The 23622-nt window shown below is 46.9% G+C and carries 22 protein-coding genes; 10 read left to right on the forward strand and 12 right to left on the reverse strand.

What is annotated here, in order from left to right:
* Positions 1-161: 161 nt before the first annotated feature.
* Complete coding sequence (locus tag B8987_RS16085) at positions 162-1601, reverse strand: bifunctional metallophosphatase/5'-nucleotidase (RefSeq protein ID WP_020374917.1); 1440 nt, start codon at positions 1599-1601, stop codon at positions 162-164.
* A 234-nt stretch (positions 1602-1835) separates the two neighbouring features.
* Between B8987_RS16085 and B8987_RS16090 the strand changes: the two genes are divergently transcribed.
* Complete coding sequence (locus tag B8987_RS16090) at positions 1836-2978, forward strand: PucR family transcriptional regulator (RefSeq protein WP_020374916.1); 1143 nt, start codon at positions 1836-1838, stop codon at positions 2976-2978.
* A gap of 86 nt (positions 2979-3064) precedes the next feature.
* Here the strand turns inward: B8987_RS16090 and B8987_RS16095 are convergent, their stop codons facing one another.
* On the reverse strand, positions 3065-3949 hold the full coding sequence (locus B8987_RS16095) for a proline iminopeptidase-family hydrolase (RefSeq protein ID WP_020374915.1): 885 nt from the start codon (positions 3947-3949) through the stop codon (positions 3065-3067).
* Positions 3950-4195: 246 nt separating this feature from the next.
* Between B8987_RS16095 and B8987_RS16100 the strand changes: the two genes are divergently transcribed.
* Positions 4196-5668 (forward strand): NCS1 family nucleobase:cation symporter-1, encoded by a 1473-nt coding sequence (locus tag B8987_RS16100; RefSeq protein WP_020374914.1) that lies wholly within the window; start codon positions 4196-4198, stop codon positions 5666-5668.
* Positions 5669-5723: 55 nt separating this feature from the next.
* Here the strand turns inward: B8987_RS16100 and B8987_RS16105 are convergent, their stop codons facing one another.
* Together B8987_RS16105 and B8987_RS16110 are read right to left on the reverse strand one after the other, a co-directional pair.
* Positions 5724-7463, reverse strand: coding sequence for a peptide ABC transporter substrate-binding protein (locus tag B8987_RS16105; RefSeq protein ID WP_020374913.1), 1740 nt, complete (start codon positions 7461-7463; stop codon positions 5724-5726).
* A gap of 116 nt (positions 7464-7579) precedes the next feature.
* Complete coding sequence (locus B8987_RS16110; protein WP_020374912.1) at positions 7580-7951, reverse strand: VOC family protein; 372 nt, start codon at positions 7949-7951, stop codon at positions 7580-7582.
* Between the two features lie 270 nt (positions 7952-8221).
* On the opposite strand from B8987_RS16110, the gene B8987_RS16115 reads away from it, so the two are divergent.
* Complete coding sequence (locus tag B8987_RS16115) at positions 8222-8869, forward strand: peroxiredoxin (RefSeq protein WP_081503277.1); 648 nt, start codon at positions 8222-8224, stop codon at positions 8867-8869.
* Positions 8870-8909: 40 nt separating this feature from the next.
* On the opposite strand, the gene B8987_RS16120 is transcribed toward B8987_RS16115, so the two are convergent.
* Positions 8910-9671 carry a hypothetical protein gene (locus tag B8987_RS16120; RefSeq protein ID WP_020374909.1) on the reverse strand — a complete coding sequence of 254 codons (762 nt, stop codon included), beginning with the start codon at positions 9669-9671 and terminating at the stop codon, positions 8910-8912.
* Between the two features lie 65 nt (positions 9672-9736).
* On the reverse strand, positions 9737-11044 hold the full coding sequence (locus tag B8987_RS16125) for an outer membrane protein assembly factor BamB family protein (protein WP_020374908.1): 1308 nt from the start codon (positions 11042-11044) through the stop codon (positions 9737-9739).
* 155 nt (positions 11045-11199) lie between these two features.
* Between B8987_RS16125 and B8987_RS16130 the strand changes: the two genes are divergently transcribed.
* Both B8987_RS16130 and codA read left to right on the forward strand, forming a co-directional pair.
* Positions 11200-12753, forward strand: coding sequence for a glycosyltransferase family 39 protein (locus tag B8987_RS16130; protein ID WP_020374907.1), 1554 nt, complete (start codon positions 11200-11202; stop codon positions 12751-12753).
* A gap of 125 nt (positions 12754-12878) precedes the next feature.
* Positions 12879-14180, forward strand: a complete 1302-nt coding sequence (codA, locus tag B8987_RS16135) for a cytosine deaminase (protein ID WP_026040660.1) — start codon at positions 12879-12881, stop codon at positions 14178-14180.
* Positions 14181-14337: 157 nt separating this feature from the next.
* On the opposite strand, the gene B8987_RS16140 is transcribed toward codA, so the two are convergent.
* Positions 14338-14544: a YgaP family membrane protein gene (locus B8987_RS16140; RefSeq protein WP_020374905.1), complete on the reverse strand. Its 207-nt coding sequence runs from the start codon at positions 14542-14544 to the stop codon at positions 14338-14340.
* Positions 14545-14763: 219 nt separating this feature from the next.
* Between B8987_RS16140 and B8987_RS16145 the strand changes: the two genes are divergently transcribed.
* Both B8987_RS16145 and B8987_RS16150 read left to right on the forward strand, forming a co-directional pair.
* Complete coding sequence (locus B8987_RS16145) at positions 14764-15102, forward strand: hypothetical protein (protein WP_020374904.1); 339 nt, start codon at positions 14764-14766, stop codon at positions 15100-15102.
* A gap of 375 nt (positions 15103-15477) precedes the next feature.
* On the forward strand, positions 15478-16662 hold the full coding sequence (locus B8987_RS16150) for a transglutaminase-like domain-containing protein (RefSeq protein ID WP_020374903.1): 1185 nt from the start codon (positions 15478-15480) through the stop codon (positions 16660-16662).
* 95 nt (positions 16663-16757) lie between these two features.
* On the opposite strand, the gene B8987_RS16155 is transcribed toward B8987_RS16150, so the two are convergent.
* From B8987_RS16155 to B8987_RS16165, 3 genes are read right to left on the reverse strand one after another with little or no spacing between them, the layout of a single operon-like run.
* Positions 16758-17102 carry a DsrE family protein gene (locus B8987_RS16155; protein ID WP_020374902.1) on the reverse strand — a complete coding sequence of 115 codons (345 nt, stop codon included), beginning with the start codon at positions 17100-17102 and terminating at the stop codon, positions 16758-16760.
* 35 nt (positions 17103-17137) lie between these two features.
* Positions 17138-18388 (reverse strand): MFS transporter, encoded by a 1251-nt coding sequence (locus B8987_RS16160; RefSeq protein WP_020374901.1) that lies wholly within the window; start codon positions 18386-18388, stop codon positions 17138-17140.
* Positions 18385-19203: an MBL fold metallo-hydrolase gene (locus tag B8987_RS16165; RefSeq protein ID WP_020374900.1), complete on the reverse strand. Its 819-nt coding sequence runs from the start codon at positions 19201-19203 to the stop codon at positions 18385-18387. The genes B8987_RS16160 and B8987_RS16165 overlap by 4 nt, the downstream gene beginning before the upstream one ends.
* 127 nt (positions 19204-19330) lie before the next feature.
* On the opposite strand from B8987_RS16165, the gene B8987_RS16170 reads away from it, so the two are divergent.
* A complete protein-coding gene (locus B8987_RS16170; RefSeq protein ID WP_020374899.1) occupies positions 19331-19678 on the forward strand; it encodes an ArsR/SmtB family transcription factor in 348 nt (115 codons plus the stop codon).
* A gap of 33 nt (positions 19679-19711) precedes the next feature.
* Here the strand turns inward: B8987_RS16170 and B8987_RS16175 are convergent, their stop codons facing one another.
* Positions 19712-20965: an MFS transporter gene (locus tag B8987_RS16175; RefSeq protein WP_020374898.1), complete on the reverse strand. Its 1254-nt coding sequence runs from the start codon at positions 20963-20965 to the stop codon at positions 19712-19714.
* A 182-nt stretch (positions 20966-21147) separates the two neighbouring features.
* Here B8987_RS16175 and B8987_RS16180 point away from each other — a divergent pair, with 182 nt between their 5' ends.
* Positions 21148-21423, forward strand: coding sequence for a 4a-hydroxytetrahydrobiopterin dehydratase (locus tag B8987_RS16180; protein WP_020374897.1), 276 nt, complete (start codon positions 21148-21150; stop codon positions 21421-21423).
* A gap of 6 nt (positions 21424-21429) precedes the next feature.
* On the opposite strand, the gene B8987_RS16185 is transcribed toward B8987_RS16180, so the two are convergent.
* On the reverse strand, positions 21430-21978 hold the full coding sequence (locus tag B8987_RS16185; protein WP_157782370.1) for a 2'-5' RNA ligase family protein: 549 nt from the start codon (positions 21976-21978) through the stop codon (positions 21430-21432).
* Positions 21979-22379: 401 nt separating this feature from the next.
* On the opposite strand from B8987_RS16185, the gene B8987_RS16190 reads away from it, so the two are divergent.
* On the forward strand, positions 22380-23585 hold the full coding sequence (locus B8987_RS16190) for a multidrug efflux MFS transporter (protein ID WP_020374895.1): 1206 nt from the start codon (positions 22380-22382) through the stop codon (positions 23583-23585).
* The last annotated feature ends 37 nt before the right edge of the window (positions 23586-23622 follow it).

The raw sequence follows: 23622 nt of genomic DNA on the forward strand, positions 1-23622 counted from the left end.
ATTCTTCATCCTCCTCCTCAGCATTATAACATGATAATATCTAAATATTTAAAGATAATAAGAATTATAGATACAAAATTTTTGTAAAAAAATCAAGACACCCTCGAGGGGTGTCTTGATTATGCACAGCGTTTGTGGCGAAATTTCTCGCTGCCATGGAGTTATAGTGCTATCACCCGGTGGCTATTTGACACGGTTACGGGCTTATGGCGTTTAAAATAATCCCGAAGAACATCATGCGCCTTAATATTTAAAGAATGCCGGGGCACATCAATCCCCTTTAATCCTTGTGGTCCTGCTGAAACGACCCGGTAGGTTTTGTGCATCTTCACTTCCTGGTTATTGACGGCCAAATATTCGATACGGTGTCCTTTAGGATTGTAAGAGCGGAAGGCCATAATGAGTCCCGCACTTCTCACCACATATCCACCTTTTTGATCAAAAGGATTGGAAGCAAAGACATTTTCAAGATTTTTTTCTAAAAAGTCATGTAATGTTGCTCCGTCCAGTTCGGTGGAAAATAGTTCAGGATTGGTAGGCAGCATGCCGTAAAGATCACCTTGGGTAAATACCCCGGGAACGATGGGAGCCCCATACCGCCAACCATGGGAAAAAGCAATATCAGCTTCAGAATACGCCAGATATGCATCCGTAATCACATCATCCATCGGCGCTTCTAACACGGTCATGCGGTGTAGTGGCGTGCCCAATTGACCAATCGGTTCCTCCATAGATTCTTGATAGGGTTCTAATAACTGCCGGAGCAGGTCGGCGACGTTTTTATCGTCATCCACATGCTCTAACGTTAACAGTTGGTGCTCAATATCGTCGATCCGGCCCTGGGAATTCACGGTAAAAGACAGAATCCCGAGAAACGAACCATTGGCGCCCGACTGCATAACCAGCGTCCCATTAACTTTCATTAACCGGTGTAATCGATCATGACTGTGCGCGCTTAAGATAATGTCAATGTTGGGCACATCGCGAGCAAGTTGCAGATCTGCCGGGAGTCCCATGTGGCTCAGGACGATCACAATCTCTGCCTTGTCGTTTTCACGAAGATGAGAGACGGCTTGCGATACTTGCTCGAGATCGATGTCGAAAGTCAAGCCTTGCGAAAATTTCTTTGGCATGCTTTGACTTTCTTCACTGTATGTGAGCCCTATCAATCCCATACGAATCCCGCCCAAATCCATCACAATATACGGCGGCAAGAACAAATTGCCATGACTATCACGGACATTCGAAGCTAAAGCCGAGACGTCACTTTCAAGAATCAATTGCAATAATTTTTCCGGGCCATAGGCAAAATCCCAATTCCCAGGGACCATGACATCAATATCCATGGCTTTCAATAATGGAGGAACAACGGCTCCCTGGCTCAAAACCACGGGTCCAGTGCCGTGAAACACATCTCCTCCATCTACAAACAATACATTTTCTCTTTTCCTCAATTCCTTGACGACATGAGCTGTTTTGGCAAATCCGCCAATCCCTTGTTTAAAAGACGGAGAAGGAGCAGCCCAAAAGAGTTCGGGGTGAGACCAAAGATATCCATGACTATCATTTTGCTGCACAATAGTTATTCGCCGACTTGGCATATATTTCACCTCGGCCTTAGTATGTCCCCAGAATATCTCTGTATTATGGCAGGATATGACATTTATCGATAACAAAGTGTTAACGACGTTCCTCAAAAAAATTGTGCCAAGTGAGGAATTTTGTGCAACTGTGCAAAACCCTTACCTTCCAGGGCTATAATGATAACAAACCTCAAGGACATGTCTTAGATTTTGTGACAAATGGCCATTCAAATAAGGCGTGTGGAGTGTGCGATGACTGTACAAGATTTATTGCAATTACTTCCGTCATCGTTTATTAAGGTGGCGGCGGGTCTGGGAGGCCTCGATCGGGAAGTTAAGCTTGTGGGCATTATGGATGCCCCGGATATTGGTGACTGGGTTAAACCCGGAGAATTTTTGGTGACAACCGGATATCCCTTGCACAGTGATGTCAATCGATTTTGTGAACTGATTATTCATCTGGCTCAGGCCGATTGCGCCGGTTTCGGTTTAAAAATGCGTCGTTATTGGAATGAATTTCCTGAAGAAGTACGGGCATTAGCCAAAGAACTGCGTTTTCCGCTCATTGAAATTGCACCCACGATTAATCTGGCGGACATCGTCGATGCTATCCATATTGCCCAAAAATCTGAAGCGACGGCATATTTAGGAGGCTCATTATCCCTTTCAGAATTTCTTTTGCGATTACGCAATGGCCATTTATCCTACGCCCAAATTCGTTATTGGGCCAACGAGTACCGCATTGACTTAAATCAACCGATTGTAGCTTTTGAACTCAAACATCCCATGATTAACCAATTGCCCATTGGGCGGTGTTTTGAAGAAGTATTTGGACCCGACGTCATTGTCCATCACACCATGGAACAATCGAACTTGTCGGTAGGGTTTATGAGTTTTCCCCACCGACGGACAACACCTCTGATCTTAAACGATATCCCATGGCAGTGGGGAACCTTGTATTTGGGGACTCACGGCCTCTCGCTGTTTGACTATGGTTCCAGCGCAAGAAAGGCAGAAGTCACCCGCTACGTCGGCAGTGTCATCCGCCCCCACGCCCGGGTGGTAACCTATGACGATATTGCGCCTTTTGCCACTTTACGAACGAGTCTTGATGTCGAGCGAGCCCACAGCATCGTAGAAAAAACCATTTTGCCCATTGTTGAATATGACCAACAACATCACACAGACTGGCTACCGACGCTAGCGGCTTACTTTGACATGGGAAAAAATGCACAGGAAGCGGCGCAAGTCCTTAATACTCATAAGAACACCGTCATGTACCGGCTTAACCGGATTCAAGAACATTTTTCCTGGGATTTGAGTGATATGCCGACCACTTTTAAACTGTACTTGGGGTTATTGTTCTATCGCCTCCAACATTTGCCCGTGGATTAGCCGATATGACGCCTCGCATCGTTCCCTATAATTTTTCCTGAAAATCCGGAAAAATGCCCACAACCCACGAAGTTTGGGGCCTTGTGTTAATTAGTCGTTTCACAGCTAGCAATAAATTCCTCAAGAGCTGGATAATAGGTCTCGGGATCATCCCACATTGCCATATGACTACCCTTTTCACAGATGACACTATACCCCTTGGGGATCATCTGTCCCATTTTTTCGAGCGCGACCGGATCCATGGTGTCATAGCGTCCCCCAATGACCAAGGCCGGAATCGCAATGTGATGAAGGTCATTCCACCGATTCCAATCCTTGAATGTCCCCGTGACAACAAACTCATTAGGTCCTTGCATATACTCATAAATTTTTGTATTCATCCGCGAGAGACTGCGGGTGACCGGTTCTGGCCAAGGATCGAGCCGGCACAGGTGCTTTGTGTACAGATGCTGGAGAACGAGTTCTTGGTAGTGAGAATTTTGGTACGCTTCCATGGACTCATAACGCTCGAGGGCATCTTGAATATCTTGAGGGAGTTGACGTCTTAACGTATTTAAATATTGTACGTACGCGTCAATACTCGCTACCATATTAGAAATGATCACGCCCTTCAAATGCGTTCCATATTTCAAGGCATACTCAATAGCCAAAAGACCGCCCCACGATTGACCTAAAAGATAAAACTGCGACAAATTTAGACCGCGACGCACATCGTCGACCTCATCAACAAAGCCTTCAACGGTCCACAATTCCGGATTTCCAGGCTGATCAGAATAATATGAATCCAGTTGATCAAAAAAGTACAGCGTGTACTTATCCAAGGGAAGATATTGACTAAAACACTCTAAGTATTCATGAGTGGCCCCTGGTCCTCCATGCAACAACAAGATAGGTATGGAGCCGTGGCCGACCTGCCTGGTCCAGACATGGTACTGAGATCGTACGGGAACAATGCGGGTTTGTCCGTCCATCTGATGCGCCTCGCTTCACGACAATTGTTCGATCTATTGTTCTTGTTACATACGACACCATGTGCCGATTATCCTGCTACCCGTTAGCACATTGACCAAAAATCCCGATTTCCCCTGTTTCCGATCCGGATTTTGTATGGAATGCATAAACAATCTTACCGCTGTATTCGTATGATCAACGCAATTTCCTCTGCTGTGGCCGCTGTTACAGCTCACATCCAAAGGACAAATCAAAGGAGGATACGCATGACGCATTCGTCAGAAGAAACGTTATACAAATATAATGCTGACTTAGCTCCTGTGAAAGCGTCCCAAAAGACCTGGACGGCATACAATTTTTTAACCGTATGGATGGGGATGGTCCACAACATTATTTCTTACGAAGTGGCAGGGGGATTAATTCTCCTTGGAATGTCGGCATGGGAAGCCATTTTTACCATAATCGTGGGAAATCTCATCCTGCTCGTTCCCATGTTGCTGAACGGCTACCAAGGGACTCGTCTGCGTGTACCCTTTCCCGTTCTCATTCGCTCCAGTTTCGGCGTTAAGGGAGCGGTAATTCCCGTTATTCTACGGGCCGTCGTTGGCATTGGATGGTTTAGTGTACAGACTTATTTTATTGCGACGATTTTCAATTCGTTATTAGCGCTTCTTTGGCATGGATGGACTCATGTGGGAGGCTCCTTCAATTTTCTGGGAATGAATTTAACGGGATGGATAACATTTATGTTGTCGTGGTTCCTTAATGTACTGATCTTGCGTCACGGCATGAATTCTATCAAGCGCTTTGAGGCTTGGGCTGGACCCCTCGTACTGATATTGGCTTTAGGCCTGATTATTTGGAGCGTGCGCGTGAGTCATGGATTCGGTCCGTTGTTCCATCAAGGGGCTCATTTCCCTAAAGGACAAAACCTCTCGACAGTATTTGTGCCGGCCTTGACTGGAGTCATTAGCAGTTGGGCGACATTGGTGTTGAATATCGGGGACTTCACCCGCTTCAGCGAAACCCAACGGGCACAAATTGTTGGACAGTCCTTAGGGTTACCGGGTACAGCGATTGTGTTTTCGTTCATGAGCATCATGATTACCTCAGGGAGTTTGGTTGCCTTCGGTCATGCCATTTGGAATCCCATTACTCTGTTGACTCATTTTCACAACATCGTGATCCTCGCATTAGGCGGTTTTGCATTGGTGATCGCAACCATTTCGGTTAATGTGTCAGCTAATATTGTTTCGCCTGCTTATGACATTACCAATTTGTTTCCACGTCATTTGAATTTTGTTTCAGCTGGTATTGTGGCTGCGACTCTGGCCATTTTTCTGATGCCATGGAAACTGATGCAAAATCCGACGACCCTGTTTACGTTTCTTGGGGCCATTGGTGGACTATTAGGACCCGTTGCCGGGGTCATGATCGCGGACTTTTGGTTGATTCATCACCGTCGCATTCATGTCATGGCTCTCTACCAGCGCGATGGAGCGTACAGTTACTGGCATGGATTCAATTTACGGGCTCTAGCCGCCTTAGGACTCGGAGTATCCACCTCGGCCATCGGGTATTTCAATACGTCCTTGCACTGGCTTTATGCTTATTCCTGGTTTATCGGCTTGGGTCTTGCGTTGGTGGTCTACTGGGTTCTCTCCCGGATATGGCCTGGCGAGGCACCAGAACTTTCTTCCACCAACGAGATGGTCAATGCGGCTTTGTCTAACGAATAATGCTTTCACCATAAAAGAAGCCCCAACCACCGTTGGGGCTTTTTCGAAACTCGCTTTAATTTGACACGGTCCAGTAATTCGCATAGAGAAAATCCGTGACCGGGTTAAATGTGCTGACCGTGCCATGCACATTATTCGAGTGAACCGCAAATCCCGTCATGCGAGCATAACCTTGTGGGAACCATGGCATCCAAAGAACTGGCAGATGTTTGGCCATGAATTCTTGATAGGCATCCATACGCGATTGAATTTGCTGAGGTGTCCCCGGCTCATAGGTAGCCTGAATCAATTGATCCAGAGTGGGATTGGAATACCCGCCGGAATTTTCGCCAGCGCCGGTCGCAAACAAATTCCCTCCGGTGGGATAGTAGTCGAGCTGATATGTCCAACCCGCTCCCCAATATCCCATATTCCACTTCGATGGAGAACTCTGTGAATCGTCGGCAAATAACTGATTAATGGGTAACTGCTGTAAGGTTACCTGAATGCCCTCTTTTGCCCAATCACTTTGTAGGAGTTGAGCGACATGCGACAAGGTCGTACTCGCGGAGGCATACGTAAACGTAAAGGCTAATTTTTGCCCATTTTTAGTCATAACCCCATTGACTTCATGCCACCCGTGTTCCTCCAACAATTTCTTTCCGGCTTGAGGATTAAAAGGATACGGATTATTGTTCAGAGCCGTGTCGTAAAAAGCCGTATATGGTTTGGACGGAATCGGCCCATCTTCGGGAACACCAGCACCATGATACATGGAGTCAATCAATCCTTGTTGATTGATTCCCATTTGTAGGGCCTGGCGGACATAAAGTTTTGAAAAGATCGGGCCCATGCCGTTTGGAGCCTGCTTGTTAAAGTTTAGAATAATATAATTAAAACCAAAAAGATAAGACTGCGACAACGTGTCATTAGTCAGTTGATTACGCGTACTCCACAACGAAGGCGGCAAATATCCTACATTAACTTGACCGTTCTTGAGTCCCGCAAACTCATCAGCCGATGATGTTTCATACTGGAAAATCAGTTTGGAGATACTCGCTTTGTGCCCACCAAAGTTGGGGTTCGGAACTAGTTCCCAATATTGATTAGGCGCCCACTTAGCAAATTTAAAGGGACCATCCACCACATCGTACAGGGGATTGGTGGGCTCATTGGATACTGACTGAATAAACTTCAATTCTTGCGTCATATTATTCGGATATTTGTTCCAAACAAATTCCGGAACCGGGGAAATTTGACCGAGACCGTTGTGAATAAACCATGCTGGATTAACCGACTTGTCCAAGGTGATTATCACGGTGTTGGGCCCATCAGCCGTCACACTTTTCCAGTCTTTAGGCACTCCACCACTTCCTGCTGGGCCATAGGGCCAAGGGGAATTTGGTTGGCTCGCCGCATCCATCAAATCCCACGTAAAGACAACGTCTTGGGCCGTAATAGGTTTGCCATCCGACCATTTGTACTTATGATTTAAGGTCAAGGTAAACACGTTATCTTGGGGATTGACCTGAATTTTGCTGACGAGAGATCGAGAGTAATCCACCTGATTTTCTTTATTCAGGTAAATTAAGGGGCGGTACATGAGAAATTGAATCTGAGCGTTAATTTCCGTATAGGCGGATGAACTAAAGACGGGGAAAAACCAGTTCGGTGGCGTTTGGGGCGCTTCGGCCACAACGACAGTTCCTCCTGTATGTGAATGCGTACTACTTGAAGCATTGGACGTGCCGCAGCCCGCCAACGCAGTGACGCCAATTAATCCGACAGCTGACATAAGAGCCAAACGACGCTGCATGTACGATGTCCTCCTGCTGAATGAGTTTGCAATGTAGCATAAGAATGAATAGACGTACGATTCGACAAATTATTCGACACTGTTATGACAAATTCCTTCTACATCTGAAAATGTTTTTAATTACCTGAAGGATCTAGGTCGTGATAATCCACAAGTCCCCATAAATTCCCAAATGGATCTTGCAGCTGGCAGACCATAGGACCATCAATTCCCCGAATTGGCCCCCGGTAAAGACGGCAACCAGCATCTTGAAATTTGCTTATCACCGGCTCCATATCATGAACACGCCAATATGCCACTTGCCCGCTGCCATTCCCGGAATTTTTTTCATCACGCGGATGAAGACCAATTTTGGTGGCACCGACTAACAAGGTGCAATATTCGGGAGACTCAAAGACCACGGCACATTTTAAAAGATTTTGTATCCATCTCTTGACCTCTTCGATATCCTTAACAAAGAACACGACTTCGTCAACGGCTTGAAGCATGGTTATTGGTCCTGGCTCAGCATAAGGGGATCTCTATCTTGCTAAAAAGCCCCCTTTTTCGAACCAGGAATCCCTCCTTTTCTTCTTTTCTTTCTTTGTCTCGCAAGAGTATAGCGAAAGTGTAGCACGAAATCGTTGCTTCACTGGTATTTTTACGCCGTGTAGGCAATCCAGAGAACAACGCCCAATTATTGCGTATAATATAAATGCCTGTCCCAGATAGCTAAATTTCTGATTTGGGCTGGTGACAATATGGTAGGAGGTAAGTGTATGGACGATGCTCGTGTGTGCCTTCCCGGAATCGGAGATCCTGCTCCCGATTTTGAAGCAAACTCAACGCATGGCCCCATTAAACTCAGCCAATTCCGTGGCAAATGGGTCGTCTTATTTTCACACCCTGCAGACTTTACCCCAGTCTGAACATCGGAATTTGTCGCGTTTGCGCGACGAGCTCCCCAGTTTGAGGAGCGCAACGTTCAACTTATCGGTCTCTCCGTTGACTCGGTTTATTCTCATTTAGCATGGCAAGCAAATATCGAACAGAATTTTGGTGTGCAAATTCCGTTCCCGGTCATTGCCGATCTCGATCAGAAGGTTTCCCGCCTTTACGGAATGGTTGCTCCCGGAGCCTCAGCAACCACCACCGTTCGGACGGTCTTCTTCATTGATGATCAGGGTATTGTCCGGGCGTTGATTTATTACCCCCTCAATCTCGGACGAAACATCGACGAAATCTTGCGGGTTATCGATGGCTTGCAAACCAGCGCCAAACAAGGCGTCGCCATTCCCGCAGATTGGACACCGGGACAACCAGCCATCGTGCCTCCCCCAGCCACGACGGAAGAGATGCATAAACGTCTCAAAGAAAAAGGGGACAATCAAAAAGACTGGTATTACCGAACCACCAAAGTCGACTAACATAGCGAAAGGCCGCCAGCGGCCTTTCGTTTTTTTGCTCTTATAATAAATTGGGTATTTTGATGGCATGCGGGGGAGCATAAATTTCATGCATCTCCCACAACTGAAAACCCATTTTCACCAAAATGGGTGCAGATGTCTCACTATTAGCATACGTAGCAACAAATTGGACGCTCCACTGGTCTTGGGCGATAAAGAGACGATGTTCGACCATAAGACGATACCACCCGTGATGCTGAAAGTCAGGATGCGTTTCCCCACCCCATAACAAAGCCCAGCTATCCATTCGGCTCAATCCCCCTGCCGATATCACTAGGTCGCCCACTGGGATATAAAATAATCGCCGGGATTGCGGTTGCAATCGCTGTAATTCTTTGTGGAGATCCGCTCCCTCTAAAACAGGATCCTGAAAAATCCGGTGATCTAATGCGTTTACTCGAGCTAGCTGCTCCACGTTCAACACTTCGTGAACGTATTCAGATGGCTGTGGCGTAGCCGCGCGAGCAGGCCAAATCATGAGCATTTGGCGTTCGCGCAAGCGGTATTGATGGTCCATAAGCCAGCTCTTTAGCCCTAAGGTTTCTCTGGGACTAACACGCACGAATGGCTTACTTCGATATTGCTCCATCAAGGCGTCAAGCCGTTTTGCCATAATCCGAGACGGAACCCGAAATCGCATAATCTCACTACCAAACCCCTGATGATCGGGAAACGTGCCCACACTCCCCCATTCATCCCGCCATAAAGTTGAGCCCGGCCAAGTTTCAGGTGCTGATTGTTCTATGATGGAGGTATAGTCCATTGTATGATCACTCCCCGAACAAAGCGTTGCGGTGCGCCAGGAGACCAAGATAAGCACGCTATTTTCTAAAGATGTGCATCAATACTTTCCAAGGGAATCGCATAAGTCGCTAATTTTGTTCCCATGAATAATGACCCATTAACTATCTGGGGAACGCCCGGCACAAATGGTGTCGGCTCTTTCAGTGTCGAAACGATATGGCCTGTTTTTGCATTGACCACGATAATATCTCCGAGACTATCGCCCGCGATAATATGCCCGTCAACCCAAATCGGTGCCATTGTAATGCGGCCGATAGACCCACTATCCGACGTACTCCATAGAATTTTCCCGTTTTGCAAGTTTAAGGCATACAGCGTGCTCGTGACAGGGGACCCAAGATACACCACGTTCCTGTGGATAATGGGCACTCCTGCCGCATTCGTGGGAGACCCATCTGTCGCCCGGGGAATGCTGCCAGAGCCCAGATCGGTGGCCCATAATACTTTTCCCGTGTGCACTGACACACCCGCCGCCATGGCATGGATTTGATTATCGATCAAGCCTTCATAATCGATAACAAGGATACCGTCAGCAATAGCGGGCGGGCAGTCATCAATACCGCCCAACGATGAGGGAAGTGTAGTGGTAAAAGCGATGCGCAGATGAGGAATCTCAATAGCATAAAGTTGGTAAGGTAAGGCGCCGCCAAAATACATGACATGGTTCACAATTTCCGGGGATGACATGCTCACATAACTCGGAATCGCAAGCTTTTGTAAGATCTTTCCGTTTAATGGGTTAATCGCTAATACTTCATCACTGCCCCCTACCTGATATAACACCCCATGATTGATGACCGGTGTCGGCATATTTTCCCCCGGAGTATTGATGGACCAAAGAATTTTTCCGGTATTAGCAGACAGCCCCAGGATTTGATTAGGTCCTGTTCCTCGAATACCGCTGCTTTGAGGGCCTGGCCAATCACGATTTCCCGTTCCGACGATAACCACGCCATGATAGACAACAGGGGTCGTCATCACTTGATTGGGAACTGATACGGACCATTCCAGTCGTCCGGTTAAGGCCGACAACTTATCCACGGTGTAAGGGCTGTGAACTGTGCCGCCATAGACCGCACCCGCTACGACAGCAATTTGCATAAGTCCCTTTGTCGGGTCTGTCCAACTGATGGGGCGGGTCAGCTGCATAGGAAGACTAATACTTATTAATCCATTATGGTTGGGTTGGTGTCCAAATGCCAAATTACGGTGCGGCCACAATTTTCTGTGGGGTAATGTACCGGGATTCAACTCGTGGGGAGTGATCAATAAGAATATCGCCATCATCCCCAATGCAGTGACCAGTCGGATCCAAAGCGTAAATTTCATCATACAAACCCATGACTCCTATATGGCAAGTTCAACATGCTGATAACACGAAGCGAATGTGGAAGAGTTACCGCATTGTTGATGTCATTGTACCATGCCGTCATGAACACCATGGTAGGATAAACTCAAGACGGTCTTTACATCATGAGGAGGTTGGCATGAAGCGATTATTCCGTAACAACGCTCATAGCATAATGGAAAATATTATGTTGATTCTCGCCATTATTGCGGTGTCATCGATGGTTATTTTTCATCATTTAGGACAGGGTAGTATTTGGCGTGATGAAGCATTTTCAGTGGAATTATCTAAAGAATCATTAGGCGTCATTTCCCATGTATTGTTCACCATTGAGGGCAATATGTATTTGTATTATGTGATTTTGCACTTTTGGCTAAACGTCTTAACCCTATTTCATATATCCTGGTTGGCTTTTCCGGTAAGAATTCCCAATGCTGTGGGTTATGTATTGGCTTCCGTCGCGCTCTATGCGTTATTGCGCACGATGTACCATACAAAATGGCTTGCTGTTATGGGCGTTGTGTTCTTTTTGGGTTTTCCCTTTATCGTGACATATAGCCAACAAGCCCGGTCTTTTTCGCTTTTTTTACTGTTCACGGTCCTATCCTATCTATCGTTGTGGCAATTTCTCAATGCTCCGAGACATCGCCGTGTATGGTGGATAAGTTATGTGCTGACGTCTACTCTGGATTTATATTCCTTTTTGAACAGCCTGTTTTATGTGGCTGCCCAATTTATTTTAGTATGGACGTTGTGGCGTAAGGGAGACACCGACCGAACCCATTTCCTTCAGTTTCTTTGGGCCTTGGCTTTAGGCGCCGGGTTAGGGTTGCCCTTACTGCCCCCCATTTTAGCAGGAGGGCAAGTCGGGTGGGTACCCCTGCCCACCTTGAGCGAAGCGATTCACCTAATTCCGACCTATCTTGAACAATCGTTAACAAGTCCTTTAATGATATTAATAGTCCTGTTGGGCAGTTTTGCGATAGTGGCCTGGATTCGCCTGCCCTCAACAGTCCCATCATGGTTGCAACTAACTCATCGCGATGAAATGGCATTGTGGTTTGGTCTAACATGGATGATACTGCCTCCGGCCGAAAGTTATGTGAGTTCGTATATTCGAGACTATCATGTTTTCGATCCCGTCTATCTGCTGCCAACTGTGGAAGGCCTCATCATTTTATTGGTTGGTGGTCTAAAGGCTATACGATCCCTCCAAACCCAGCTTACTCTCATCGCTCTTTCAGTATTTTTGGTAGTGCCCCAGTGGATTAAGGGCCAAGGAGTTTCGTTAGAGAATTGGCGCCAGCCAGTGCTAACCTGGGCCCATGATTATCGGGCTGGTCAAGAGATCGTATGTATGGATAACATTGGAGGCTGTCAATACACTATTCAATATTATATTGATGCCTATCATCTCCCCATTAAAATTGGCAACTATCCTGGGCATTTCACGTGGAACGAATATATTAATCTCCCAGCTAAAGGAGCGTATTTTGCTGAAGCCGTCAATGTGAACAAATTGAGACAGGCTGGATATTTGAAACCCGGCCGTAGCATTTGGTTTATTTTTAACAGTGTCCCACCTAATGCCACAGTCTCTCTCGATCACTGGCTTCATCAACATGCCGTCATGATCAAGCAATTGACGGGCCATAATTGGCCGGTATCTTTTGTTCTTTACCACATTAAATAAGGGTTTGCGAAGGAGTCGCCGGGTGTCGATTCGTGCCCCATACCAATCCTGAATATATTTATCTGAAATTTGGCGATGATTCGGTATGATGAATACAGACACGTCATGCCAACTTTTTTGAGGTGATGCTTGTGACCACATTCAGTTTTCACCATGTCCGGATTCCTGGCCATGATAGCTTGCACGATCTGAGGATTCAAGATGGACGGATAATACAACTCGCACCGTCTTTGTCCGCTTCACCCCAATCTTATGATGCTCAAGGGGGGCTTCTTCTTCCTCCCCTATCGGACCCACACCTTCACCTTGATGCTGTTTTGACAGCCGGCGATCCCGAACCTAACCGCTCCGGAACACTCATTGAGGGGATTGAACGGTGGAATCAACGCAAAAAATACCTTACCGAAGAGGACGTCATGGTTCGGGCTCGGGAAGCGATTCGTTGGCATATTGCCCACGGTGTTCTTTATATCCGTTCCCACGTGGATGTTTCAGATGATTCCCTCACCGCCTTAAGAGCCTTGTTGCGGCTTCGCCAAGAGCTGCCCCCAGGGGTCATTCTTCAACTCGTGGCCTTTCCTCAAGATGGTATATTTTGTCGTCCTAATGGACCGGAATTAATGGAAGAAGCTCTTAAACTTGGTGCCGACGTCGTCGGCGGCATTCCGCACTACGAATGGACGCGGGAAGACGGTATCAAAGATATTCAATTAGCGTTTGATTTAGCTGGAAAATATCACCGGTCTATTGATATTCATTGCGACGAAACCGACGATGATCACTCCCGGTTTCTTGAAACCATGGCGAAACTGACACTGGATAATCAGTGGGCAGGAAGAGTCACAGCGAGTCACACCACCGCTATGGCATCATATAATGAAGCCTATGCCTTTAAACTCATGCGTATGCTCAAAGAGGCAGGCGTTGCGATTATCGCCAATCCGCTCGATAATATCGTCTTACAAGGTCGTTTTGACCAATATCCCAAAAGGCGAGGAATGACCCGGGTTAAGGAATTATTACGGTCGGGGATCTGTGTAGGCGCAGGTCACGATTCTATCGTTGATCCATGGTATCCATGGGGAACCGGAAATCCTCTGTTTGTGGCCAGCATGTTGGCGCATATTGCTCAAATGACGGGCGCCGACGAGTTAGACGCCGTGTTATCCACCGTTACGACGAATGCGGCTCAAATTATGACGATATCTTCTTACCCGCCAACCTTATCCGTTCACGAAGGGCAACCAGCTAATTTTGTGATCTACCCCGTGGCGGACAAAGTTGATCTCATTCGTCTCATGCCACTGCCAAGATGGGTCGTAGCGGCCGGACAAATCCTTGCCCACACCGAACCGCAGACCACACAACTAGCGTGGTCACCCGATCAATTTGAGCCAGTCACCTTTCATTCCCCAAGATTCTTATAGCTCATCAGCAATGCGCAATATGTTGTTTTCCGCATCAAGATGCCTAGAAAATCCTATCGTGGCATTTTGATGCGGTGCCACGTGGCAGGGCAAAACAAAAAACCGTCTAGTAAATCACTCTAGACGGTAACAATGGCACAAAACAATCACATGTTCTTCACGGTTTGCGAATGGGACAAGTCCTGATGCCAACTAAGCGATACAATCCACAAAATCCCGTAACACCTGTCACGATGGCCACGACCGCTAACACACCAAAAATCCATTCGCCCACACTGCCCCCGGTTTTGTTAAACGCTAAAATGGCGAATATCACACCGAAAACCACACGCAAAATCCGATCGGTTCGTCCCTCATTAATCATGATGTTAACCCTCCCTGGTTTGTTGTTAGTAGTTATTTTAATAACTCCGCTGTTAATTTAACAGTATTCTCCATGACGTCACTTGTCAATGGGTTATCCTCAGGTTTTTGTTCAAAAACTCTGATGTCTTTGCACCGTCTTTATCCGGCGTCCAAGGGGGCATAAATCGTGATACCATGTAGATAGTGCATCATATCAAAATCAAATGGGAGGATATCTATGTCGCAACAAAAACCCGTAATCGACAACCAAATCTCCATCACTCCCGACATGTTAAGCCAATTAGAAGTCTTTATTACACAGCCCGATCGCCGGACCAGTGATATTTTTGCCGAACGCAATTTTCCTCTTGATCATCATCTTAATCTTCACTGGATTATTAGGCATGATATTTTTGAGGGCGTCGTTATGCATCTCAGCCTGATTGATACGGAAGAATACCGGCACATAGCGGGGTTTGATAAATCCATTACCACCGCCCACGACATCGAAGGGGAGTATGTTCTCCAAAATTCCTCAGCCTTATACCGTCTTCATGTTTACCAGTCCTCTCATTGATCCAACGAGATCCAACGAGAGAAACCTTGAGACCATCCAGACCTCGGCACCAGAGGAGTCCTTAGCCTAGTTTAAACAGTTAAAAGGACTGATGCGCACACTCAGTTAAACCCCATCATCTGATCCAGTAAAGGTTTCAATTCATGAAATTTCTTAGAACAAGTTTAAGAGACATTCATCAAGACCTGTCACAATGAAGAAATCGCTTAATGTTTATTGATTGAATCCCATCACGATGAAAATAAGGGAAGAGTAACTGTCGAGAAATAACTCTTGTGTTATCAAGTTTATGGACAAGCAGAAGGTGAACGCATTTTCCAAAAACTACATAACGGGTATTATAATACGTATGTCAATTATTGGGGAGGCGAGATCGTGAAACGGAGCCGGCTAGCAACGGGAGCTTTAGTCTTGGTGTTTTCCGGAGTCATTACGCTCACGCCACATGCGTATGCCGCCAACCAAACCGTAAGTATTTCCTCCCCCGATGCCGTCACCTCTTTACCGGCCCATTATGTTTTTACCCAAACCATTACCCTGACCAATACCGAAAACGCATCCGCCTATGATGTCAAGGCGAACATTGTTTTACTCCCCCCTGAAACCAGTTATTCCCAGGTTTCCCTCACGGGAGAAAGCATCAAACCGGTGGCGGTCCACCATGATCAATACGGGAATTTAATTGGGACATTTGTTTGGAGTACATTAGCTCCCCATCAAACGGTCACCTTAACATTGCATTATGCTGATACATCCTATGATGTCAGTTACAAACTTCCCAAAGTTTATCCTACATACAACATCCACAGCGTGGTCTATCAAACATACACCAATCCTCAACTCGAAGCGCAGGAGGTCAACACCGATTCCCCTGTCTTAGAACATATTGTCGCCCAGGTGATTCGACCCGGTGAAAACCCTGAGCAAGAAGCCCATGCGCTTTTTGAGTGGATTGTGAAAAACATTCGGTATAACTATACGCTGCAAGCCTCCGGAAGTGCCGTCGCGACGGCAGAAAGTCATTTAGGCATCTGTAGCGACATTGCCGATCTTTATGTGGGCTTATTACGAACAGCCCACATTCCTGCGCGCTTTGTGGGAGGATATGTGACTAATAATGGTAGTGGACAAGGCGGATTTCATCAATGGACGGAATTTTATCTGCCATCTGTGGGTTGGGTTGTGGCCGATCCAACTTGGGGAGCCTATGGATATTTTGCCGCATTACAAGACAATTGGCATATCGCCTTGTATGATGGCATCCGTAAGGACATCGTGATTCATTGGTCCTATTCACCCCAATTATTGTCTGCTCAAGACGCTTCACACCAAATCCGGATTCATTATCAATATCATTTTTATGCTTCGGCACAACAAGCGGCCGCGCCTTCGGAACAAGCACCGCCCATTGTGCATCCTCAAAGTGCCAGTGCGAGTGTGTCCCATGATCCGCCTGCTACGGCCCCCACGCGTCAGCAAAACCCATCTCTGTGGCAACAAGTAACGCGCTGGCTCGATCACACGGCCACATTACTTGTCCATTGGCTCGGCCATTTGTAGGGGCATCACATGGAAAAACCTCATAAGAACATGCCAAAACACGCTGCCCAATCCTGGAACGGAAGCCGGGCAGCGTGTTTTATATCCTTCACGATTTAAAAACTGAGAATTGCATATCCTTCCCGAGCCCAACGGGAAAAGGTTTGATTGGCCATGAGCAATGCGATATCCAGCGCCCGAGCCGCATCTTCCACCTGGTACGATTTCACGAGGTTCGTACATGCCTCTAAGAGAATCCCCCTCTGCCGCAGCTCCTGCATCATCTGACGGACATCATCAGGAGCCGAAGCTAAAAGGGCTGTTGATTCTGCAAAGAAAAAGACTTCTAGATTGTCCGGACGTTCGGCTTCTGGCAATTCTGCAGTATGTAGAGCGAGAGACAAGGCCACCCGAACACGCTGGGGAGTATCCGATGCAATCATAATGCCTAATTTTCCCATATTACCTCTCTCCTTATTTTTCAAATCTCACATTTTTACCCAATTTTCTGGTGTTGATGCACCACTAACCGAGGCAAAGTTTCTGGTAATCGCCACCAACTTAAGATGGTCGTCATCAATAATAATATCCCCACGACCAAAATGGTCATATGAAGCGAACTCGCTGTACTAATAGCCCCGAGTAGCAGAGCAGCCACAGCATAACCTCCGTCCCGCCAAAGCCGGAACACACCGGTGATGCCACCCCGGTGAGCGGGCGGTGCAATATCAGACACAGCCGATGACAAATTGGGATAAAGCAGTGCGGTCCCGAGCCCTCCCAAACCCGCACTTAAAACCCACAGTCCCACATGGTGAAAGAGATATAGTCCTAACACGCCGATGGCATTCAAAGTCAATCCCATCAGGATGGGCTTCCGCCGGCCAATATGATCAGATAGAAGTCCCGTACCAAATTGTGCTAATCCCCATGTGCCTGCGTAAACCCCTGCCACCAGTCCAATTTGAGGCAAACTTACATGTTCACTAGCCAAATACAGGGGCATAATCCCCCACATCAAGGTATCAGACCACTTATTAATTTGGCCATCTAAAGACAATGTCGATAATCCGGGATTTTTCCACGTTGTCTCGGCAAAAGCATCTTTCAAATCGAGGGGTGATAGGCTTTTGGCGTGGGAACTCTGCGTATGTTCTAATAATGCAAACTCCCGCGTCTCTCGTAGTAAGGTTATCGTCGATAATAGACCTAACAGCGCAACCACTTCGGCCAATACAAAGGGAATAGGCCGTAATCCAAATTTTGCTGCTAACAAGGCCGTGACCCAGCCGCTTGCAGCCAAGCCCAAATACCCGGCTCCTTCATCAATACCCACCGCTAAACCCCGTCCTTGGGGCCCGACTAAATCGATTTTTCCTACACTAGTCATTGTCCATGCCAATCCTTGATTAAGGCCTAACAAAATGTTCGCTCCAATTACCCAATTCCAATTGGGAGCAAATGCCAACAACACGGGCACAGGCAAGCCGATAATCCATCCCCACATTAAGACCTTTTTACGGCCCACCCGATCTGACCAATGCCCTGCAAACAAATTCACAATCGCCTTACTTAAACCAAAGGTTGCGATAAAGCTCAAAATCAACATGCCATTAGTCAAATGGAATGTGTCTTCGGCCATCACAGGTACGATGGTGCGTTCACTTCCCAGCAAGGCGCCCACAAAAACAACAAGCAAGACCAAAAGAAAAAATTGTGTACGGTTGGCTTTAATCCCCAATTTCATGAGGACATACCATCCTTAATTACCACATTTACCTCGGCTGCCCTGGTCAGATCAGAACTCCGAGCCAAATCCCAATATTCCCGGGGATCCGCATTGCCTCGGTTGATTTCGCGAATTAAATGAAATTGCCTAGGTTTGGGCGGGAGATTTTGTAGAAGAAATTGTTCAAGATCCTTCGCGTCCAGATACCGAAAAGCCGGATTTGTCTCCCGTTCATATCCTAAAGTACTATGAGGTTTGCCGGAGAGCCCCCGTCCGCAGACAGATCCTGCATAAGCTCCTGGCCAAACTTCAATATAATCAGGCAACATATTGAGCCGGTCATGAAGCGTCTCGTACATCGATTGAGCCGATTCTTGAGGGGCAAGGTCGGGACGGCCCACATCACCCACCATGAGACTATGTCCTGTTAACAAAAACCACGGCATATGGGGATTGCGGCTGCGATCTGTTCCCAATAGCGCGATATGTTCTGGGGTATGTCCGGGAGTGTGCACCACACGCAAAGCCACGTTCCCGACTTCCAAGATGTCGCCGTCTTTAACACGATCAACCGGATACACGAAAGGAGCTAACTCGTGGGCAACCAAATGCGCATTCGTTTCTGCACATAACCGCCTGGCTCCAGAAATATGGTCGGCATGAATATGGGTATCCAGTACTAAGGTAATTTTTAAGCCGAATTGCTCAGCATCTTGAAGATACGGTGAAATATCCCATGCCGGATCAATAACGGCCGCCACACCTTTTCCCGGACAGGCTAGAAAGTACGAAGCTTGAGACTGGTCTCCCCACAGATGTTGGCGAAAAATCATGACCTATTCCCCCATTCATATATCAATCTATGTGGATACACTAATATGATATGTGCTATACTGTCAATAGCGTGTTACCATAAGTCATCAAATAAAAATTTCGGGAACTAGAAGGGATTTATGACGAATGACCGAACCGAGTCACCGAGCCTCTATTATCCAATCATCCATTTCGTTTGATCGAGCACTCAAAGTTTTGAGTGACCCGACGCGCCTTGAAATTATGCGCTTATTAGGGAATTCGGGTGAATTGTGTTGCCGCACCGTTCCGATGGACAGCGATCATCAAGAAGTAGGGCTGTGTGTACAAGACTTGGTGACGCATATGAAATTACCTCAATCGACTGTGTCCCATCATCTCGGCATGTTGCGCAACGTTGGGCTTGTCACGACCTATAAAGATGGGGCGTGCGTCTATTATATTCGTAATGATCAGGCCTTAAACGCCATTAAATCCGAATTGAATAAGTTATAAGACTGCTAAAACAATGGTTGGATCAAGCATACTTTATGTTAAAGGGGATTTCGATAAGCCACGTGTGGGGTCATATTGACCCATCACGCGCGGAAAGATTACAATGTATCCCAGTTGTAGAGCTGATGCAAGCACAAACGGCCAATCAAGAGAACCCATACCCATTAGCCATCCGCCAATCGCGGGACCAATGGACGCTGGCACCGTCCATGACACGGCATTTAAACTCGACGCAAATCCCCGTCGTTTATCGCGAACCAGGCTGACACTAAAAGCTTGCCGTGTCCCCATCGAACCCCGGTTTACCACCGAACGGAGAATATAAAGAATGGCAGCAGGAAGAAATGATGGCATAAAGGCCATAGAAATGAGCGCGATAACACCGATGAACCGGGGCCATACAATGGATCCCATGAGCCCTATACGCTGCGAAACTTTTCCTATAGCCAACGAAGACAGACCTGTCAATAGGAACGTGAGTCCATAGACCGGTCCAATAGCCTTCGGACCGACGCCAAAGCGCACAGAAAACCAGTAGGGCAACAATGGCGCAATCAGGCCCACACCTAAAGAATTTATTGTGTTAACCAAGGCCAATAATGATAGCGCCTTATTCTCCTGGTGTCTTAGAGTTGTTTCATCGATGCTCGACACATTTTCGGCTACGGGTTCGGTGGCCTGGGGTTTTGGCTCGGGAGTCCACCAGATTTGAACGGCGTTGATGACTCCGATGACAATGGTCAACCAAAACAATGGATCGAAACGGACAACAGGTTGAGTTCCGGTCAAAAACCCCGGTAACACGCCTGCTAAAAATGACCCGATTGCCATCCCCCAAAAGGTTAAAGCCGCATTCACACTAAATAATGATCCACGTCTAAGAGGCGGAATCACACTCGCCAACCATGCCTGTTCTGCCGGTGCAAACGGTCCCGAAGATCCATTGGCTCCCCGTCCAAAAGCAAAGAAAATGGCTACCACAATTAATACGATACGGAGATGGGTAAAGACAATCAACAACGTTCCTAGGACCAGCCCCGCTTCGTAAAATAACAAGAAAGGTTTCCGCCCATACTGGTCACTAATTAATCCAACCACAATACTTAAAAGAGCACCGGTGAGACCACTGGCCATTAATAATAAGCCTATAGCGGCTGCTGACCAATGCATCGCGTGCAGATAGAGAACAAAATCGACAGCCAAGGCTCCTTGAGAAACACTTCGCAAAAACCTAATTGTCATTAATGACCGTGCCACCAAAGGAATATCTCGCCACCACGTAGTCATCCGCTTCACCTTCTTTATCCCAGTGTAGCGAGAGGCGCGCGAATACTCAACGTGCTTCCCATTGCAGGAAATAAGAGGAATCAGTACACTGGGAAAAAAGAGGTACGCCCAATTCTCGTATGATCAATTCCGCAGGAGTATTGTGCTGGAGATTGGGATTATTTTGGCAAGGAGGTCAACCGATGCGTTTAAGTCAAGAACAAGTCGCTCAGGAACTTCAACATATGACGGGATGGGAATGGATTGGTGATGCTATTCGCAAGGAATTTATCTTTCGGGATTTTACCCAAAGTGTAGCCTTTGTGGATCGCATGGTTGAGCCTGCCAACACCATGGATCATCATCCCGATGTCGATATTCGGTATAACCGTGTTCAGGTGACGTTAACCACGCACGATGAAGGTGGTGTGACCGAAAAAGATCTGCAACTGGCTAAACAATTAGACGCCTTGAGTTAATCTTTTTTAACGTATCGCCTTACGTTTCAACGGGAAACTTCCGAGTATTCGGCACCCCGGCACTCCCGGTTGTACGTTGACCCACTCAACTTCTGATATCTCCCAGTGCAACTCGTGACGATGTTGTTCCACCGCCTCCAAAAGGCGTGCGACCTTCTCTTCCGATACAGGTCGTGCATAGCGTGCAAGAGTAATGTGAGGAACAATGGTTTGATGTTTTCCCTCATAAGGTGGATAGGCGCGAAATTTATTCCATATCGTGTGAAACAGGGTGACCAATTGGGGCGTTGATGACACTTTCAAGTAATAAATCACCTCGTCAGGCATGTCAAAATGATCGAGACAATCAAATTGAATCCGAAACGTCTCTATTCGGCCCACTAATTTTTTCAATTCTGGCGTGACAATTTTTGTTTTCGGTTCGTCCGCGAAGGGAAAATGCACGGTAACATGAGCGGGCAATTGCCGCGCCGAGGGATCGCCTTCAAGACGTAGACGTTCCAGAGCCTCGGGCAAAGCTACAGGAATGATAAGAGCATTGCCATCAATGCTCAATGATCCCTTTCCTTTGTCTGTCCGCCACAAATATGGTGACTTAATCCTTGTCAGCTCCTTTAATCCCCATGGTTCGCAAAATGTGCTATAAACCCCGTCCCCACTTTGCATGATAGCCATTATTCTACAAGGCATTGTGTCATTCGCCAAATCATTTTTTGTTTACGGACTAAGACACGCGGATGACCATCCATGGCAACGGACAATCCTCTACGCAATGTGACGAAACATCGTATCAAATTTAGCATTTCCGGTGCAGATAAGGTATGCTTAAAATCAGTATCGGGTTAATATCAGGACATGTCTAGCCCTTTGCACATTTTTTGACACGGGCATATCAATTATCCATTTGGGATTATAGTCTGTTGCGGATGATGACATATGGAGTGAATCCTTGACACATGGAAGCATGGAGACGCAATTTATATGTTTTATGGATCACCAATTTTATCATGGGATCCAGCATGAGTCTCGTCATACCGTTCCTCCCCATCTATATTCAACAATTAGGGATTCATCAACTAAGTGCATTAGAACGTTGGTCAGGCCTTGTATTCTCAGCGACCTTTATGGTTTCTGCCTTTGTCCAACCACTGTGGGGTCGCCTTTCTGACCGAGTAGGACGTAAAGTCATGCTGATTCGCAGTGGTATCGGCATGGCTTTGGTCATGGCCTCCATGGGATTTGTGCATCATGTCTGGCAACTGTTTGCGTTGCGCGGATTATTAGGAGCCGTCGCTGGCTTTATTGTTTCAGCCACCGCGTTACAAGCCACCCAAACACCTCCCGAACAGGCGGGACGAGCTTTGGGTACTTTGCAAACCGGCGCAGTCGCTGGCAATCTCATTGGCCCGTTTTTAGGAGGGGTATTAGCAGACACTATTGGAATTCGTCACGTCTTTTTCTTAACCGGAATCCTTCAAATTTTGGCGACGCTATTGGTGATCTTCTTTGTCCAAGAAAATTTTCGACCCAGTCCAGCGGCCACCCGCATGTCCGACCGCGAATTTTTGCGTAAAATGCGGCAAACCGGTATTATATTGCCCTTATTTGTCGTCACCTTAGTCATTCAAATGGGTTATCTGAGCATCGAACCTATTGTGACGATTTACGTCCGCCAACTTGAACCCCATGCAAAAAATATTTCCACCTTGGCCGGCGCCACATTTGCGGCCATTGGTCTTGGTAACATCATCAGTGCACCGCGCCTGGGGAAGTTAGCGGACAAGATTGGCGCCCAGCGTGTGCTCTTAGTGTCGTTGGTCATAGCTGCGGTACTCTATCTCCCGCAAGCTTACGTACATAATGCTTATCAACTCATGGTGCTGAGGCTGATTTTGGGACTCGCCGTTGGCGGCTTGCAGCCGTCAGTGCAAGCTCTCATTCGGCGGTACACACCGACTTCCTTGCAAGGCCGTGCGTTTGGTTTTAATAGTAGTTTTCTTTTTGCGGGAAATTTAGTAGGCCCTTTATTAGGCGGTTTTGTCAGTAGTATTTGGCACATCCAAAGTGTATTTTATGTAACAGCCATTCTTCTTTTCATTGACGCCATGTGGCTCTACTACGCGATAATCCGTTTTCGTTCCCGTATCTTGCCCGCATCCTAAAAAAGAGTTGTGACGATGATGCATGTTGATGTAACCT

Source organism: Sulfobacillus thermosulfidooxidans DSM 9293 (assembly GCF_900176145.1).
In the GTDB taxonomy this organism is placed as follows: Bacteria; Bacillota; Sulfobacillia; order Sulfobacillales; family Sulfobacillaceae; genus Sulfobacillus; species Sulfobacillus thermosulfidooxidans.

Bases quoted from the DNA above. Each gene is read 5' to 3' on its own strand.
- B8987_RS16155 (WP_020374902.1), bottom strand. From the start codon at position 17,102: ATGGGAAAATTAGGCATTATGATTGCATCGGATACTCCCCAGCGTGTT.
- B8987_RS16105 (WP_020374913.1), bottom strand. From the start codon at position 7,463: ATGCAGCGTCGTTTGGCTCTTATGTCAGCTGTCGGATTAATTGGCGTC.
- B8987_RS16170 (WP_020374899.1), top strand. From the start codon at position 19,331: ATGACCGAACCGAGTCACCGAGCCTCTATTATCCAATCATCCATTTCG.
- B8987_RS16085 (WP_020374917.1), bottom strand. From the start codon at position 1,601: ATGCCAAGTCGGCGAATAACTATTGTGCAGCAAAATGATAGTCATGGA.
- B8987_RS16190 (WP_020374895.1), top strand. From the start codon at position 22,380: ATGGAAGCATGGAGACGCAATTTATATGTTTTATGGATCACCAATTTT.
- B8987_RS16125 (WP_020374908.1), bottom strand. From the start codon at position 11,044: ATGATGAAATTTACGCTTTGGATCCGACTGGTCACTGCATTGGGGATG.
- B8987_RS16175 (WP_020374898.1), bottom strand. From the start codon at position 20,965: ATGACTACGTGGTGGCGAGATATTCCTTTGGTGGCACGGTCATTAATG.
- B8987_RS16100 (WP_020374914.1), top strand. From the start codon at position 4,196: ATGACGCATTCGTCAGAAGAAACGTTATACAAATATAATGCTGACTTA.
- B8987_RS16110 (WP_020374912.1), bottom strand. From the start codon at position 7,951: ATGCTTCAAGCCGTTGACGAAGTCGTGTTCTTTGTTAAGGATATCGAA.
- B8987_RS16120 (WP_020374909.1), bottom strand. From the start codon at position 9,671: ATGGACTATACCTCCATCATAGAACAATCAGCACCTGAAACTTGGCCG.
- B8987_RS16160 (WP_020374901.1), bottom strand. From the start codon at position 18,388: ATGAAATTGGGGATTAAAGCCAACCGTACACAATTTTTTCTTTTGGTC.
- B8987_RS16180 (WP_020374897.1), top strand. From the start codon at position 21,148: ATGCGTTTAAGTCAAGAACAAGTCGCTCAGGAACTTCAACATATGACG.
- codA (WP_026040660.1), top strand. From the start codon at position 12,879: ATGCTTGTGACCACATTCAGTTTTCACCATGTCCGGATTCCTGGCCAT.
- B8987_RS16130 (WP_020374907.1), top strand. From the start codon at position 11,200: ATGAAGCGATTATTCCGTAACAACGCTCATAGCATAATGGAAAATATT.
- B8987_RS16090 (WP_020374916.1), top strand. From the start codon at position 1,836: ATGACTGTACAAGATTTATTGCAATTACTTCCGTCATCGTTTATTAAG.
- B8987_RS16145 (WP_020374904.1), top strand. From the start codon at position 14,764: ATGTCGCAACAAAAACCCGTAATCGACAACCAAATCTCCATCACTCCC.
- B8987_RS16165 (WP_020374900.1), bottom strand. From the start codon at position 19,203: ATGATTTTTCGCCAACATCTGTGGGGAGACCAGTCTCAAGCTTCGTAC.
- B8987_RS16140 (WP_020374905.1), bottom strand. From the start codon at position 14,544: ATGATTAATGAGGGACGAACCGATCGGATTTTGCGTGTGGTTTTCGGT.
- B8987_RS16095 (WP_020374915.1), bottom strand. From the start codon at position 3,949: ATGGACGGACAAACCCGCATTGTTCCCGTACGATCTCAGTACCATGTC.